Origin of the sequence: Cellulophaga baltica 18 (assembly GCF_000468615.2) — a bacterium.
Taxonomy (GTDB): domain Bacteria; phylum Bacteroidota; class Bacteroidia; order Flavobacteriales; family Flavobacteriaceae; genus Cellulophaga; species Cellulophaga baltica.
In genome coordinates, this window is sequence record NZ_CP009976.1 from 2,471,200 (window position 1) to 2,486,534 (window position 15,335).

Sequence of the window (15,335 nt, forward strand, 5' to 3'; positions counted from 1 at the left end):
ATATAATACCAATAAGGTATCTAAAGTATTATCTAATAACCCTGCTAATAGCATGTATTACTCCATTAGATGCTTGTACATCTGCAATGACGATAGGATTTAGAGTAGTATCTTCCCCTGGTCCTACAATCCCAGCTGGTGATGCACTGATAGTAATGTCACTACCTCCTAGTGTGGCTACTGCCTGACCGTCTAAGCTTGCTAATTCTGAAGAAACTACATTGGCACTAGGAACTACATGTAATTCTAGAACTGTTTGTAGTGTTGCCACAGGAACTTCACTCAATTGTGTTAATTCCAAATCTGTTAAGAGCGCAGTGAAGGCATCATTTGTTGGTGCAAATACCGTGAACGGTGCTGGTGCAGTACCATTTGCTGTGCTTAAAGCGCCTACATATTCAAATGATGAATCGGCGGTTAAAGCAGCAACTAAAGAAGAAAAACGATCATCTGCTAATGCAAAATCAACAACTGAAGGTAGTGTAATAACAGCATCCACTTTGTGAATTACACCATTACTTGCTTGAATATCAGCATCGATAACTTCAGAAATTCCATTAAAGGTAACTGCGCCTTCTGTTTCAAAATAAATACTCATGTTAGTATCTGCTTTGGCTCCATCTGCTAGCGTAGAAGCATAGTAGCTTCCTTCAGCAGTAAGCGCAGCTAAGTCTGCAGCTTCAATCTTACCGCTAATTACATGATTTAATAATACTTGTGTCAATACATCGGTTGGGATGTCCTCTAAAGAATTGTCACCCAAAAAGGCATCAAACGCTTCATTTGTTGGTGCTAATACGGTAAATGGTCCATCGCCCTGTAATACAGACGGTAATCCGCCATCTGCAGCAGTAAGTGCAGCTACTAAACTAGATAAGTTTGGATCTGCAATAGCTAGTGCTGTTATAGTAGTAGATTCTTGTACTACAGGATCATCGGAATCATCATCATCGCAAGCTACAATAAAAGTCAATAAGAATAGGGCGAAAAATACGGATTTGAATTTGAAATTTGTTTTCATAAATGTTTAATTTTAAATAATTGTTTAATGTTATGAGTTAAATGTTAAACAATATAAAGATAGAAGTTTTTGAAAAGGTTGCGTTTGTTTAACTAATTTTAATAAAAGTTTAACAAAATAACATGAATTGTTTAATCGAATTCTTGTCTCTTTTAAATTAAAGGAACAGAAATGAAATTAGGAACTGAGCCTGCGAGTACGTGTTTTTGAGCATCTAATTTTGTATTTTTGTGCTCCTATTTATTTAAAAAATGAAAAAAGTTGTTGTAGGCCTTTCGGGTGGTGTTGATTCTAGTGTTGCTGCGTATTTATTAAAAGCGCAAGGGTACGAGGTGATTGGTCTTTTTATGAAAAATTGGCATGATGATACGGTAACCATATCAGATGAATGTCCTTGGTTAGAAGACAGTAATGATGCGATGATTGTTGCTGAAAAATTAGGAATACCTTTTCAGACGGTAGATTTGAGTGTAGAATACAAAGAGCGTATCGTTGATTATATGTTTGATGAATATGCTAAAGGGCGTACACCAAACCCTGATGTTCTTTGTAATCGAGAAATAAAATTTGATGTTTTCATGAAAATTGCGCTGCAATTGGGTGCAGATTTTGTGGCAACAGGCCATTATTGTAGAAAAGGAACCATTGAGAATAAGGATGGTTCAGAAACGTATCAATTGTTGGCTGGGAAAGATCCTAATAAAGATCAATCATACTTTTTGTGTCAGTTATCACAAGAGCAGTTGGCAAAAACACTTTTCCCTATAGGCGAGTTGTTAAAGCCAGAGGTGCGTAAAATAGCTGCGGAAAATGAATTGATTACGGCAGATAAAAAAGATTCGCAAGGGCTTTGCTTTATAGGTAAAGTGCGGTTGCCAGATTTTTTACAACAAAAGTTGAAACCCCAAAAAGGGGTGATAGTAGAAGTACCTTCTACGATTTCGCAATTTGATGCAGCGCCTTCTGAGTTTTCTTCTAAGCAGGAAGAATTGGCTTATTTTTCTAAAAAGCCAAGCTATCAAGTAACAGACGGAAAAGTTGTAGGAAACCATCAAGGGGCGCATTATTTTACCAAAGGGCAGCGTAAAGGATTAGATGTTGGTGGTACTAAAGAACCTTTGTTCGTAATAGAAACAGATGTTGATGAAAATGTCATTTACACAGGGCAAGGTAAAACTCATCCAGGCTTATACAGGAGAACTTTGTTTGTTTCAAATGAAGAATTACATTGGGTACGAACAGATTTAGCCCTTAAAACTGATGATTCTATGCAAGTGCTGGCACGTATACGTTACCGCCAAGAGTTGCAGAAAGCAACCTTGTATAAGGTTGAAGGAGGGATGTATGTAGATTTTGAAGAAAAACAATCAGCAATAACCGAAGGTCAATTTGTAGCTTGGTATCTAGAGGATGATCTAATAGGTTCAGGTGTAATCTCATAAATGATGCAAAATAGAATAACAGAATTATTTGATATTCAATATCCTATTATACAAGGAGGGATGATCTGGGCTAGCGGTTGGCGTTTGGCTTCTGCAGTCTCTAATGCTGGTGGTCTAGGAGTTATTGGTGCGGGGTCTATGTATCCAGAAGTCTTGCGAGAGCATATTATTAAATGCCAAAAAGCAACAGATAAACCTTTTGCGGTGAATATACCTATGTTGTATCCAGATTTAGATCAACTAATGAATATCATTACAGAACTAGGGGTGAAAATTGTCTTCACTTCTGCCGGTAATCCTAAGACATGGACTTCTTTTTTTAAAGAAAGAGGAATTATCGTAGTACATGTAGTAAGTAGCGTAAAGTTTGCTTTAAAAGCACAAGAAGCGGGTGTAGATGCTATTGTAGCCGAAGGTTTTGAAGCTGGTGGTCATAATGGTAGAGATGAAACCACGACACTAACACTTATTCCTTCCGTAAAAGAAAAAATTAAAATACCCTTGATCGCTGCTGGTGGTATTGCTACTGGAAATGCTATGTTAGCGGTAATGATTTTGGGAGCAGATGGGGTACAAGTAGGGAGTCGTTTTGTAGCGAGTACAGAAGCATCGTCTCACCAATCTTTTAAAGATAGCGTAGTTGCAGCTAAGGAAGGAGATACACATTTAACATTAAAAGAACTGGCTCCTGTACGTCTGCTTAAAAATAAATTCTATGAAGATATACAAGCCAAGTATGTAGCAGGTACAACCAAAGAAGACTTGATAACTTTGTTAGGAAGAGCGCGTGCAAAACGCGGCATGTTTGAAGGCGATATGGAGGAGGGCGAATTAGAGATAGGTCAGGTATCTGCTATAATTCATGATATTAAACCCGCAAAAAATATTATTGAAGACATGGTTCAAGAATACAATACAGCAAAAGCCAGAGTAAGTACCTTATAAAGAACATAGCATAATGAATTCGCGTAAAAAACAATTGGAAGCATTTGATCGCTTACTAACTATAATGGATGAATTAAGGGCGCAATGTCCGTGGGATAAAAAGCAGACCATGGAAACCTTGCGACATTTAACTATCGAGGAAACCTACGAATTAGGAGATGCTATCCTGGAGAATGATTTACAAGAAGTAAAAAAAGAACTAGGAGATGTGTTGCTACACATCATTTTTTATGCAAAAATTGGTAGTGAGACCAATGATTTTGATATTGCCGATGTGGCAAATGAAATCTGTGATAAATTAATTCATAGACACCCACATATCTATGGCGATGTACAAGTAGCGAATGAAGAGGAAGTTAAACAGAATTGGGAAAAATTAAAGCTTAATGAAGGGAAAACTAGCGTTTTAGAAGGTGTTCCCAAAGGATTGCCTGCTTTGGTCAAAGCAAGTAGAATACAGGATAAGGTTGCCGGTGTTGGTTTTGATTGGGAAAAACCAGAGCAGGTTTGGGAAAAAGTGCAAGAAGAATTACAAGAACTGCAAGTAGAGGTAGAAAAGAAAGATGCGGATGCGATGGAGGCAGAATTCGGAGATGTATTTTTCTCGATGGTCAACTACGCACGTTTCTTAAAAATAAATCCAGAAAATGCCTTGGAACGTACAAATAAAAAATTTATAGGAAGATTTCAATATTTGGAAAGTAAAGCAAAAACCTTGGGTAAGGAATTACAGGATATGACCCTGGCAGAGATGGATGTTTTCTGGGAAGAAGCTAAAAAACATTAAAATTTAAATAAAGAATTTTAATTCAAAGAATTAGAAAAAGGAAGCACGTATCTTTACCGCCCAATAAATAAATAGCCCTTTGTTACAGCAATATACTAAAGAATTTAAATACAATCTGACTCTTGCGGTTCCTGTTATTATGGGAATGCTGGGGCATACTTTTGTGCAACTAGCAGATAATATCATGGTAGGGCAGTTGGGTACGGCAGAATTGGCAGCGGTATCTCTTGGAAATAGTTTTGTTTTCGTAGCCATGTCTTTAGGAATTGGATTTTCTACGGCAATTACCCCTTTAGTGGCAGAAGCAGATGCTGCAGGAAAAAAAGAAGACGGAAAAAGCGCCTTGAAACATGGGTTACTACTATGTACTATTTTAGGCTTGCTTTTATTTGGGGTCATTATGTTAGCCAAACCGGTTATGTATTTAATGAAGCAACCTCCAGAGGTCGTAGAATTAGCCTTACCGTATCTAGATCTAGTGGCCTTGTCATTAGTGCCTTTAATTATATTTCAAGCATTTAAGCAATTCTCCGAAGGTCTGTCTCAGACTAAATATCCTATGTATGCTACGATTATAGCAAACGTGGTGAACATAACACTAAACTATCTTTTAATTTTTGGTAATCTAGGATTTCCTAAAATGGGTATTGTAGGTGCAGCAATAGGTACGCTGGCTTCTCGGGTGATTATGGTTTTATTTATTTGGCTTCTATTACGTAGTAAAAAGAAATTTCATGACTACGTTACAGGCTTTAATTTTGCCAAGTTGGAGGATAAAGTCATGAGTAAAATTATAAACCTTGGTTTTCCTTCGGCTTTACAAATGTTTTTTGAAGTTGGAATTTTTACTTCTGCCGTCTGGTTGAGTGGCGTACTTGGAAAAAATCATCAGGCCGCAAATCAAATAGCATTAAACCTTTCTAGTATGACATTCATGGTAGGAATGGGATTAGGTGTTGCCGCTATGATACGGGTAGGGAACCAAAAAGGATTGTCTGATTTTAAATCATTGAGGCGTATAGCAATTTCGATATTTTTCTTAACATTTTTGTTAGAGATTGTATTTGCAGCAATCTTCTTTATTTTTAATCAGTGGCTACCCACTATATACTTAAATGTAGATGATGTTGCCAATCAGGTAGATAATATGGAAGTGATTTCTATAGCAGCGCAGCTCTTAGTTGTTGCCGCTATTTTTCAGATATCAGACGGATTACAAGTTGTCATATTAGGAGCTTTAAGAGGCTTGCAGGATGTAAAAGTGCCTACGTTTATAACCTTTGTTGCCTATTGGATGATTGGGTTTCCAACAAGCTATTATTTGAGCTTGTATACAGAATTAAAAAGTATAGGTATTTGGATAGGTTTATTAGCAGGCTTAACAGCCTCTGCAATCTTGTTATATATTAGATTTAATACCCAAACAAAAAAGAAAATAGCCGCAGTATAATTTTCTTTTAAAGGCTATAAGTTGATCAATTTCAATCAAATAATTGTATTTTTAACACCCTTAAAAAAATAACTATGGAGTTTCCTAAATTCTTATTAGGCGATAATACAGATTACCCAACCGCAATATTCGTAATACATACAGAGTATCCAAGGTTTATCATTAATCTGGAGAATGATGAAGTAGAGTGGTTAGAAGATTTTACAGCAGACGATGAGAACGAATTAGAATCTGAAGCTGAGAACCTTATAGAACAGGCAACAGCTTTTTATGATAGAGAGGTAGCTCGTTACGAAGAATAATTCAGATGCTAGAAGAGCTTTTACAATACGATAAAAATCTTTTCCTCTTTTTAAATCATTTAGGAATTACAAATTGGGATGCCTTTTGGCTGTTTATAACCAATAAATTGAGTTCTATTCCGCTTTATTTAGTATTAGCTTTTCTTTTTTATAAATCTTACGGTTTAAAGAAAACACTTATTTTACTCGTTGTAGTTGCCTTAATGATAACGGTTACAGATCAAGTTGCAAATCTATTTAAGTATGGTTTTAAACGTTTAAGGCCTTGCCACGATGAAGAGATTGGGCATTTGGTGCGTTTGGTTAAAAAATCTTGTGGAGGTCAATATGGTTATTTTTCTGCTCATGCTTCTAATTCTTTTGCGATTGCCCTATTTTTAGGATCGTTATTAAAAGAAAAATTTAAATTCATAGGTTATTTACTACTTTTTTGGGCGTTTTTAGTGGCATACAGTCGCATCTATATTGGAGTCCATTTTCCATTAGATGTACTAACAGGTGGTGTAATTGGTTTCATTTTTAGTTGGTTATTTATAAAGTTGTATATATTTGCAACTCAGAAGATTAGTTTATGATATCTAATACAAGGTATTGGCTTTTATTGTTTCTTATAAGTGTCGTATATATAGCGGGACTATTTTCTACATTGTTTGAAAATGATTCAGCGCAATTTGCAGTAATGGCCATGAGAATGGTTCAAGAAAACGATTTTATAAATTTAATAAAAGGAACTAATGAGTACTTAGATAAGCCACACATGCACTATTGGCTTGCGGCATTATCTTTTAAAATTTTTGGGCTTCATGATTGGGCGTACAGAATTCCAGGAATGCTAGCCATTTTCTTAGGGGCTTATAGTTGCTTCGGTCTTGGTAAATTGTTGTATAATGAGTATGTAGGTAAAACTGCCGCACTAATTTTTCTTACCTCTCAAACTATTGTTTTATCTGTAATAGATGTTAGAACAGATGCTGTTTTAACGGGGTTTACAATTTTTGCACTCTGGCAATTAACTAGTTATATCAATAAAAATTCTCTTTTAAATATTGTCTTAGGAGCTTTTGGGGCTGGGATAGCTTTTTCTACAAAGGGCCAAATAGCTTTGGTTGTTTTAGGACTACCTATTTTATGCCATTTGGCATATACCCGCAAATGGATGCAATTTATAAACTGGCGTGTTCTTGTGGCTATTGTAGTTTTTGCAGTAACTATTGGACCAATATTATATGCATATTACCTTCAGTTTGATCTACATCCAGAAAAAATTATTCGTGGCCGTAGCAATAGGAGCGGTATATTTTTTATTCTTTGGGAACAAAGTTTTGAACGCATGAGTGGTGAAGGAATTGGAAAAAACAGTAGCGATTATTTTTTCTTTTTTCATACCTTTTTGTGGGTATTTTTACCATGGACGGTAATAGGTTTGGTCGCTTATTATTGTCGAGTAAAGACATTTATAAAACTCAAGTTTGCCTATAAGCCTAAATATGAATTTCTAACCTTAGGAGGTATTACCTTAATTTTTATACTAATTAGTTTTGCACAATTTAAATTGCCGCATTATTTGAACATTATAATTCCTTTATTTGCGATACTTACTGCCTCATACTTGCATAGTTTAAATGTACACTCTCAGGATAAAACGATAAAAATTATTTTAGGGGTTCAGTATTTTATATTCGGCCTTATCTTCGTCGTAGTTTCCTTATTTTGCTTTTACGTGTTCGAATTTGAGTCTGTTATATCCTATATTTTGTTTGCTGTAGCGGGTGTAATTGGCGTCTATTTCACACTAAAAAGAGAAGCTTATGCCATTAGGATTGTTACTATCGCTGCGCTAGCTTCTGTATTGATTAATTCAGTTTTAAATTTTCACTTTTACCCTAATTTATTAGAATATCAAGCTGGTTCTGCTATGGCAAAAGTAATTTCTAAGAATGATATTCCAGTAGATAAAATTTTTAAACTAACGGAAGAACACACATGGTCTTTAGATTTTTACAATCAGAAACCTGTTCAAATTACTAAAGTAGATGCTTTGGAAGATAGTGAAGATTCATGGGTGTATATTTCGGAAGAAGAATTACTGCAACTCCGAGATATTGGTTTTGACTGGGATCAACAATATGAAGTGGATGATTTTAGAATAACTAGACTTCAGGGTAGGTTTTTAAATCCTGCGACACGCAAGAAAGTAATTAAGCACAAATATTTGATTCATATTGTGAATTAAGACTTGGTTTGTAGCTTAGGTCTTTTAAAGTGGTAATATATTCCTATAAAAGATACGGCTGCTGTAATTAAGAAAAATACCATACTGATACTTATAGAAGTGTTCTCATCTAAATTTAAGAGTGTTGCTCCATAGAAGAAAGTTAATTCTCTACTTCCTATTCCGCCAATGGTTAACGGAATTACAGATACAATAGACGATATAAGAAAGATAAAGAGATAGGCTACCGTATTACTTTCAAAATTCAATGCTTTTAATATAAATAAGACGCTTATTAATTGTGCTAATTGCACCAAAGCAGAATACCCAAATGTTTTCCAAAAAATGGGAAGCACATAGTTGAAAAACTTTTTAGTAAGAACATAAAACACGACGATACTTAAAACTATTGCAGCTACAGCATAGATTTCAATAGCGTTTAAGAAGCTTACATCTAGAAAAGTAATAAGTAGGCATGCGTATATAAAAAGTAATAACAAACCGCTTAAACGATCTAATACCAATACAGCTACAATTCTTTTAGTGTCTACTGGGAACTCTTTTTTAATTATGTATCCTTTGTAGGCATCGCCACCAATACCTCCTGGTAGAAACAAATTGTAAAACATACCTAAAGCGTACAGTTTTAAATTACTTAAAGGAGTCAAGAATACATGTAATAAGTGAAAATAGAGGTTGACTCTATAAGCAGAAACTACTTTAGAAATAATAAAAAAAAGCGCAGCCAAGCCTAAGTAGTATGGGTTCGTTTTTTTTAACGTACTAAAAACATCTGTATAATTAATTTTTGTAAAAACAAAATAGAGTAATACGGCACTTATACTAATTTTAAGTGCTGTAACTATTTTTTTATTGGGCTTTATCACCTACAAGAATTTTTTTAATTCGGTATGGTCGCTTCTGTTGAGATTCATAGTAGGTTCTAATTAATAACTCCATAACAATTCCTATAGTGAATAGTTGTATCCCAGCAAGAATAAACATCAAACCAAAAATTAAAAGAGGACGATTTCCAATATCTTCGCCCATTAATTTTATAACTAACAAGTAGATATTAATTAAGCCCCCTAAAAGCATTAGTAAAACACCGAATATTCCAAATAAGTGAATGGGTCTTTGAAAGTATTTACGAATGAATAATAACAACATCATGTCGGCAATAACTTTAAATACTCTTTCTAAACCATATTTAGAAACTCCTGCATGCCTAGCATGGTGTTTTACAGGAACTTGCTTTATCTGTGCGCCTTCTAAATGTGCTAATAGCGTAATAAAACGATGCATTTCACCGTACAAATTTAAGTCCTTCGCAATATCTTTTGTGAAAACTTTTAAAGCGCAACCATTATCTTTAATGTCTAACTTGGTGACACGTCTTACTAAAAAGTTGGCAATCTTAGAAGGGATTTTCTTAACTAGAGAATCTTTTCTTTTTTGACGAATACCAGTAATTAAATCATACTCGCCTTCAATAGCATAAGACAACATCTCGGGAATATCGCTTGGATCATTTTGTAAATCACCATCCATAGTGATAATATAATCTCCTTCGGCATAATCTATACCTGCAGCCAATGCCAAGCTTTGGCCATAATTTTTCTTCAATTCTATTAAGTGAACTTTTTGATCATTCATTTTTTTAACAACCATGCGTGTGGCATCCTTAGAAAAATCATCGATGTAGATAATTTGATAGTTGTAACCAACCAAACTTTCATGGATTTTCTCCGTAAGCAAAACAACATTGTCTTCTTCGTTATATAAAGGAACAACAATAGAAAGAAGCGCATCAGTTAAAACAGTCATAGTAATTAAATTGAAGCTGCAAATTTATGCTTTTTATTTAAGTTTTTTTTGATGTAAGGCCAGCAATTGCTCAGCAGCAACAAACGGAGACACTTTGGCGTTCATTACCAGTGTAGTAAGTTGCTCTAGCTGCTGTTGTATTGCAGTATCTTCATAAAACTGCATTTTTAAATTATCTTCTATGGTTTGTAGAAGCCAAAACTTATTCTGGTATTTTCTTTTGTCATAGATAGCGTCAGCAGTAGCATCTTTAAAGTTTAGAATGGTCTGCCATACTTCAGAAATACCTTCATTTTCTAAAGCAGAACATTGTAGCACTTTAGGCACCCAACCATTTTCTTTTGGAGGATAAAAATGTAGCGCCCGAGTAAATTCTATTTTTGCTAGATTCGCAGCTTGTTTATTCTTGCCATCCGCTTTATTAATCACAATGGTATCGGTCATTTCCATGATACCTCTTTTTATACCTTGTAATTCATCTCCTGCTCCGGCAAGCTTTAAGAGTAAAAAAAAGTCTACCATACCGTGAACTGCTGTTTCACTTTGGCCAACTCCTACAGTTTCAATTAGAATAACATCAAAATGAGCAGCTTCACATAGAATAATAGATTCTCTTGTTTTTCTAGCGACACCTCCTAAAGAATCTCCAGAGGGAGAGGGTCTTATAAAAGCATTTTCATCTCTTACCAAAACTTCCATTCTAGTTTTGTCACCTAAAATACTTCCTTTACTCAAAGAGCTTGTAGGGTCTACGGCTAAAACAGCTACTTTTTTTCCTTGATTCGTAAGATATTTACCCAAGGCTTCAATAAAAGTACTTTTTCCAACACCGGGAACTCCTGTGATGCCAATACGTAAGGTGTTTTTTTTATCTGCAATACAAGCTTCAATAATTTGATTTGCTTGCACTAAATGCGTTTTATTTTTACTTTCTACTAAGGTGATGGCTCTGCTTAAGGCTGTTTTATCTCCATCGCGTATTCCTTGAATTAGAGAAGCTACTGAAGGTTGTCTTTTTCTAAAGTTTTTTATTTTAGCAATAGAGGCTTCATTAGAAACATCGGTAAGATGTATTCCTTCTTTTTCTTCTAATGCAGATATTTTATTGTTTTTTTTCAAAGAGATGATACGTGATTTTTAGGAAAATAAGGTTTTTTGTGAAACATTCACACAAATTTAATAATTCATTTTTCGTAAGCGTTTCTTCTATTAGTATATTATGGTCTTAAACGTTAAAATAAATTGAAATGAAAACAATATTTGAGTCAAGTGCAACAAATACAGGTGGTAGATCTGGTCATGTAACAACCGAAGGCGGATTGATTGATTTAGATGTGAAGATGCCAAATGGAAAAGATCCTATTGAAGAGAAATATACAAATCCAGAACAATTATTTGCGGCCGCATATTCAACTTGCTTTGCTGGTGCCCTTCAAGCAGTAGCTAAGGACAATGGAGTAGATGATTTAGGAGATTTTAGTGTTACTGCGATTATTGGTTTTGGTAAAGATGAGGACGGTTTTAATATTGAGGCTACCTTAGACGCATATTTACCAACAGTAGATAAGGAAAAAGGAGAGGAGTTAATCAATGCCGCTCATGAAATTTGTCCTTACAGTAAAGCTACAAGAGATAATATCACCGTAAATCTTAATTTGCTTTTAGATGAATAACGCAGGTTGATAAATCAGATTATAATAGGAAAGCCCGTTAATACGGGCTTTTTTTTATACTTTAAATCTAAAAGTAGATTGGTTATAATAGGTGTCTTCAGGTGTTAGCACGCTTGATGGAAAATTAGGATGATTGGGAGCGTCAGGATAATTTTGAGTTTCAAAACAGATAGAACCTGTTGTTTCCGGAGTGTAAATTACAACTGCCGGTTGGTTGGTGGTTACTTCCAGCGTAATACCTGAAATTTCTGAATAGGCCGATGCGCAAATTTCATGACGCTTATCAATTACAAATGGAGTATCTAGTCTAGTATTTGCTAGTGGTGTACGTTCTAAAAAATCATAGTTTGTTTTAGATACCTCTATTAATTCTCCAGTAGGGATAAGATTGTCATGAGTAGCTAAAACCTTTGAGCAATCTAATTGTAAGGTATAATGATTTACCTCTTCTGTAGTATCTAATTTAAAATAGGAGTGATTGGTTAAATTAACTACTGTTTTTTGGTCAGTGCTAGCTTCATGCGTTATGATTAATGCATCATCATCTAAGGTGTAAGTAACCGTTACGTTTAAATTTCCGGGATAGCCTTCTTCTAAATGTTCACTTACATAAGAAAGTTGTATGAAAGGTTTCGTGCCGTGATTTACATGAGTTACCTCAAATGTTTTTGTGTTAAAACCCGCAATTCCGCCATGTAAATGAACGCCGTCTTCTTCATGAATAGGGTATGTTTTACCATCTAGTGAAAATCCCCCTTGAGAGATTCTTCCAGCATAGCGCCCTATGCAAGCACCTAAAAACATTGGGTTGTTTAAGTAATCTTCTGGTTCATCAAAACCCACAACCATATTTGTTGGAGTCCCATTTTTATCTTTTACGATTATCTTTTGAATAATAGCACCAAAATCAAGAACCGTCAGCTCAATTTTGTCATTTTTAATTGTATTTTGAATCAAAACAGAAAATTTTATAAAACAAATCTAAACTTTTTTGCAACACTGCAATAAAGTCATCGTCTTTAAGATAACAACAACTATAAACCAACTTGGAAAAATTGTTAAAATTCCAAACAGATTTAATTGAGCAATGCAAGGCTAACGATCGTAGAGCGCAAATGAAACTCTATGATAAGTACTGTGATGGTATGTTTTGCGTAGTGATGAGATTTGTGAGAAATAGTGATGATGCAGAAGACGTTTTGCAGGAATCATTTATTAAAGCTTTTCAAAAAATTCATCAGTTTAAAGGAGAGGTAACATTTGGTGCATGGTTAAAAAAAATTGTGGTTCATAAGAGTATAGATTTTCTAAAGGCAAAGCGTACGGAGCATGTTCCGTTAGAAGAAAATAAGATACTTGTGGTTCAAGATGAGGATTGGAACATAGAAGCGTCAATTACGATAGAAGAAGTACGGACGGCTATACATACTATTTCTGAGAAATATAGGTATGTGTTACTGCTCTACTTACTAGAAGGATATGATCATGCTGAAATTGCTCAAATTTTAGGTATTCATGAAACAACGTGCAGAACGCAATTAATGAGAGGAAAAGCTTATTTAAAAGATAAATTAAAGAAGAAAGAATATGAATCAAGATCTTAGAACGCTTTGTAAGGATGCTGAAGAGCAAGAGAAGCCTAGGTTAAATTCTGGACATAGAGCGCGCTTTTCTGAACGCTTGCATCAAGAATTTCCAGAACGCAAACCTAGACCTATACTCTTTTTTGTGAAAATTGCAGCAGTACTCTTTATCATGATCAGTATTGGGGTATATTTCTTTGTAAACAAAGAAATAGGGCTATCTAAGGAAGGTACCACCTTAGTAAAATCAGCTTCAAAAACTGATCTTCAAGAAATATCTTTGGGAGATTTATCTCCGGACCTTAAAAAAGTAGAGAATTACTACTTGGCTACCATTAATTTAGAGTTGGCAAAACTAGAGGTGTCTCAGGAGAATAAAGATCTTGTAGATGGATTCATGGAACGGTTGGCAGATTTAAATATTGAATATCAGCGTTTGAATAAAGAATTAAATACCATAGGGCCAAATGATCAAACTATTTCTGCATTAATTCAAAATCTACAGTTGCGTTTACGGTTGTTGCAAAAACTAAAAGATACATTAAACGAATTAAAATCATCAAAAAATGAAACAGCAATCAGCATATAAATTACTAATAGCGTTTCTGTTTGCCGTTGCTTCTGTAGCGGCACAAAAACAAACTAAAACGTATATTGAAAATTATAACGTGAATAAGGATGCCATTATAAACCTCAATACATCGCATACAGATATTGAGTTTGAAACATGGAATAAGGACCAAGTAGAAATTGAAGTGGTAATCGCCATAGAAGGAGCTTCTCCAAAAGATATGGAAAAGTATTTCAAACAAAATGAATTAAATATTACCGGGAATAGTCGTCAAATATCTATTACTTCTGGAGCGCAGAATTCTTGGACGACGCTTCATGCTCCAGGCGGATTTAAAAGTTCATGGGATTTTAATGAGTTTGAATTGCCAGAGATAGAAGAATTGCCAGAAATAGCGGAACTGACATTTATGCTAGATTCTCTTGAGTTTCCTGAAATTCCTAGAATAAATGTTCCAGAATTTGATTTCGAAGCCTTTAAAAAAGAGGGAGATGCTTATATGAAAAAGTGGCAAAAAGAGCTTGATGAGGGCTTTTCTGAAAAAGATAGGAAAGCATTTAAAGAATTGGAAAAAAAGGTAGAATCCGAACAGCATAAGGCAGAAAAAATAAGGCAAGAAATGATGAGCGCTAGAGAAAGTGCTTATGAAGAGCGCCGGGCAAAATTGACCGCTGCCCGTGCGGAACGTTTGGGTGAATTAGAAGAAAGAAAAGAACTCTTAGAGGAGCGTAGAGCAGAGCATAAAGAAAGGAGAGGAGCGCTGCTTGAAGCGTTGAAAGCCAAATCGCAACATAAAATGCACCAATTTACAGGTAGAAGAATAGATACGATTCTTAATGATTCGATATCATTTAGTTACTTTACGATGCCTAATGTATATTACCAATCGTCTAATGCACAGGGTAGTAATTCTAAAATAAAAGTAAAAAAGTATATTAAGATAAAAATGCCGAAGTCCGTAACTCTTAAATTAAATGTACGTCATGGCGAAGTTAAGCTTGCAGAAAACACAAAAAATATTCACGGAACTTTTGCCTATGCCGGATTGTACGGAAATAGTATTGATGGTGCTCAAACACAAATTGATGCCTCATATTCACCGATCAATATTCAAAATTGGAATTATGGTAAGTTAAAAGTAAGCTATTCTGATAAGGTGTCTATACATACCGCTAAGAATATTACCCTAAGTGCAACATCATCAGAAGTTTCTATAGGGCATTTGTTGCAGAATATTTTTGCGGAAAATAATTTTGGGTCTTTAGCTATTCATGAAGTAAATAAAGATTTCTCAGCTATAGATGTTTCTGTGCAAAACGGAACGCTTCGTTGTGAGCTACCAATATCCCCATTTACAATTACTGTAAATGGGGAGAATTCTAAATTAATAGCACCTACTATATTACATTTAGTGAAAACCAAAAACGATAGGAGAACCTTGAGTAGAGGCTATCATATTTCAAAAAATACGGCTAAAAACTTAACCATTAATGCTAAGTATAGTACCGTAGTTTTAGAATAG

Annotated in this window: 16 protein-coding genes; 11 read left to right on the forward strand and 5 right to left on the reverse strand. The window is 34.8% G+C overall.

The window, feature by feature from the left end; genetic code table 11:
• Nucleotides 1–28: 28 nt before the first annotated feature.
• Nucleotides 29–1,021: a fasciclin domain-containing protein gene (locus M666_RS10415; RefSeq protein WP_029445805.1), complete on the reverse strand. Its 993-nt coding sequence runs from the start codon at nt 1,019–1,021 to the stop codon at nt 29–31.
• 251 nt (nt 1,022–1,272) lie between these two features.
• Here M666_RS10415 and mnmA point away from each other — a divergent pair, with 251 nt between their 5' ends.
• From mnmA to M666_RS10450, 7 genes are all read left to right on the forward strand, one after another.
• On the forward strand, nt 1,273–2,463 hold the full coding sequence (mnmA, locus tag M666_RS10420) for a tRNA 2-thiouridine(34) synthase MnmA (protein ID WP_029445806.1): 1,191 nt from the start codon (nt 1,273–1,275) through the stop codon (nt 2,461–2,463).
• A 3-nt stretch (nt 2,464–2,466) separates the two neighbouring features.
• Entirely contained in the window at nt 2,467–3,408 is a 942-nt protein-coding gene (locus M666_RS10425) for an NAD(P)H-dependent flavin oxidoreductase (RefSeq protein ID WP_029445807.1), read from the forward strand.
• Nucleotides 3,409–3,421: 13 nt separating this feature from the next.
• Nucleotides 3,422–4,195 (forward strand): nucleoside triphosphate pyrophosphohydrolase, encoded by a 774-nt coding sequence (gene mazG / locus M666_RS10430; protein ID WP_029445808.1) that lies wholly within the window; start codon nt 3,422–3,424, stop codon nt 4,193–4,195.
• A 79-nt stretch (nt 4,196–4,274) separates the two neighbouring features.
• Complete coding sequence (locus M666_RS10435; protein WP_029445809.1) at nt 4,275–5,645, forward strand: MATE family efflux transporter; 1,371 nt, start codon at nt 4,275–4,277, stop codon at nt 5,643–5,645.
• A 74-nt stretch (nt 5,646–5,719) separates the two neighbouring features.
• Nucleotides 5,720–5,947, forward strand: coding sequence for a DUF8828 family protein (locus M666_RS10440; protein ID WP_013551396.1), 228 nt, complete (start codon nt 5,720–5,722; stop codon nt 5,945–5,947).
• 5 nt (nt 5,948–5,952) lie between these two features.
• On the forward strand, nt 5,953–6,522 hold the full coding sequence (locus M666_RS10445) for a phosphatase PAP2 family protein (RefSeq protein WP_029445810.1): 570 nt from the start codon (nt 5,953–5,955) through the stop codon (nt 6,520–6,522).
• A complete protein-coding gene (locus M666_RS10450; protein WP_029445811.1) occupies nt 6,519–8,180 on the forward strand; it encodes an ArnT family glycosyltransferase in 1,662 nt (553 codons plus the stop codon). Before M666_RS10445 ends, M666_RS10450 begins: the two co-directional genes overlap by 4 nt.
• Here M666_RS10450 and M666_RS10455 read toward each other — a convergent pair.
• Genes M666_RS10455 through meaB form a run of 3 tightly spaced genes read right to left on the reverse strand, consistent with a single transcriptional unit; the run spans nt 8,177 to nt 11,111 of the window.
• On the reverse strand, nt 8,177–9,046 hold the full coding sequence (locus tag M666_RS10455) for a lysylphosphatidylglycerol synthase transmembrane domain-containing protein (protein WP_029445812.1): 870 nt from the start codon (nt 9,044–9,046) through the stop codon (nt 8,177–8,179). The genes M666_RS10450 and M666_RS10455 overlap by 4 nt on opposite strands.
• Entirely contained in the window at nt 9,030–9,986 is a 957-nt protein-coding gene (locus M666_RS10460; RefSeq protein ID WP_024479930.1) for a glycosyltransferase family 2 protein, read from the reverse strand. The genes M666_RS10455 and M666_RS10460 overlap by 17 nt, the downstream gene beginning before the upstream one ends.
• A gap of 33 nt (nt 9,987–10,019) precedes the next feature.
• On the reverse strand, nt 10,020–11,111 hold the full coding sequence (gene meaB / locus M666_RS10465) for a methylmalonyl Co-A mutase-associated GTPase MeaB (RefSeq protein WP_025614502.1): 1,092 nt from the start codon (nt 11,109–11,111) through the stop codon (nt 10,020–10,022).
• Between the two features lie 122 nt (nt 11,112–11,233).
• Here meaB and M666_RS10470 point away from each other — a divergent pair, with 122 nt between their 5' ends.
• Nucleotides 11,234–11,659 carry an organic hydroperoxide resistance protein gene (locus tag M666_RS10470; RefSeq protein ID WP_024479932.1) on the forward strand — a complete coding sequence of 142 codons (426 nt, stop codon included), beginning with the start codon at nt 11,234–11,236 and terminating at the stop codon, nt 11,657–11,659.
• Nucleotides 11,660–11,713: 54 nt separating this feature from the next.
• On the opposite strand, the gene M666_RS10475 is transcribed toward M666_RS10470, so the two are convergent.
• Nucleotides 11,714–12,616 (reverse strand): aldose epimerase family protein, encoded by a 903-nt coding sequence (locus M666_RS10475; RefSeq protein ID WP_029445813.1) that lies wholly within the window; start codon nt 12,614–12,616, stop codon nt 11,714–11,716.
• 89 nt (nt 12,617–12,705) lie between these two features.
• Here M666_RS10475 and M666_RS10480 point away from each other — a divergent pair, with 89 nt between their 5' ends.
• The 3 genes from M666_RS10480 to M666_RS10490 are packed head-to-tail and all read left to right on the forward strand — an operon-like array spanning nt 12,706 to nt 15,335.
• Nucleotides 12,706–13,263, forward strand: coding sequence for an RNA polymerase sigma factor (locus M666_RS10480; protein WP_024479934.1), 558 nt, complete (start codon nt 12,706–12,708; stop codon nt 13,261–13,263).
• Nucleotides 13,247–13,831, forward strand: coding sequence for a hypothetical protein (locus M666_RS10485; RefSeq protein WP_029445814.1), 585 nt, complete (start codon nt 13,247–13,249; stop codon nt 13,829–13,831). Before M666_RS10480 ends, M666_RS10485 begins: the two co-directional genes overlap by 17 nt.
• Nucleotides 13,809–15,335, forward strand: a complete 1,527-nt coding sequence (locus tag M666_RS10490) for a hypothetical protein (protein WP_029445815.1) — start codon at nt 13,809–13,811, stop codon at nt 15,333–15,335. Before M666_RS10485 ends, M666_RS10490 begins: the two co-directional genes overlap by 23 nt.

Coding starts and splice junctions, on each gene's coding strand:
- M666_RS10485 (WP_029445814.1), top strand. CDS start 13,247: ATGAATCAAGATCTTAGAACGCTTTGTAAGGATGCTGAAGAGCAAGAG.
- M666_RS10440 (WP_013551396.1), top strand. CDS start 5,720: ATGGAGTTTCCTAAATTCTTATTAGGCGATAATACAGATTACCCAACC.
- M666_RS10415 (WP_029445805.1), bottom strand. CDS start 1,021: ATGAAAACAAATTTCAAATTCAAATCCGTATTTTTCGCCCTATTCTTA.
- M666_RS10490 (WP_029445815.1), top strand. CDS start 13,809: ATGAAACAGCAATCAGCATATAAATTACTAATAGCGTTTCTGTTTGCC.
- mazG (WP_029445808.1), top strand. CDS start 3,422: ATGAATTCGCGTAAAAAACAATTGGAAGCATTTGATCGCTTACTAACT.
- M666_RS10470 (WP_024479932.1), top strand. CDS start 11,234: ATGAAAACAATATTTGAGTCAAGTGCAACAAATACAGGTGGTAGATCT.
- M666_RS10425 (WP_029445807.1), top strand. CDS start 2,467: ATGCAAAATAGAATAACAGAATTATTTGATATTCAATATCCTATTATA.
- M666_RS10445 (WP_029445810.1), top strand. CDS start 5,953: ATGCTAGAAGAGCTTTTACAATACGATAAAAATCTTTTCCTCTTTTTA.
- M666_RS10460 (WP_024479930.1), bottom strand. CDS start 9,986: ATGACTGTTTTAACTGATGCGCTTCTTTCTATTGTTGTTCCTTTATAT.
- M666_RS10450 (WP_029445811.1), top strand. CDS start 6,519: ATGATATCTAATACAAGGTATTGGCTTTTATTGTTTCTTATAAGTGTC.
- mnmA (WP_029445806.1), top strand. CDS start 1,273: ATGAAAAAAGTTGTTGTAGGCCTTTCGGGTGGTGTTGATTCTAGTGTT.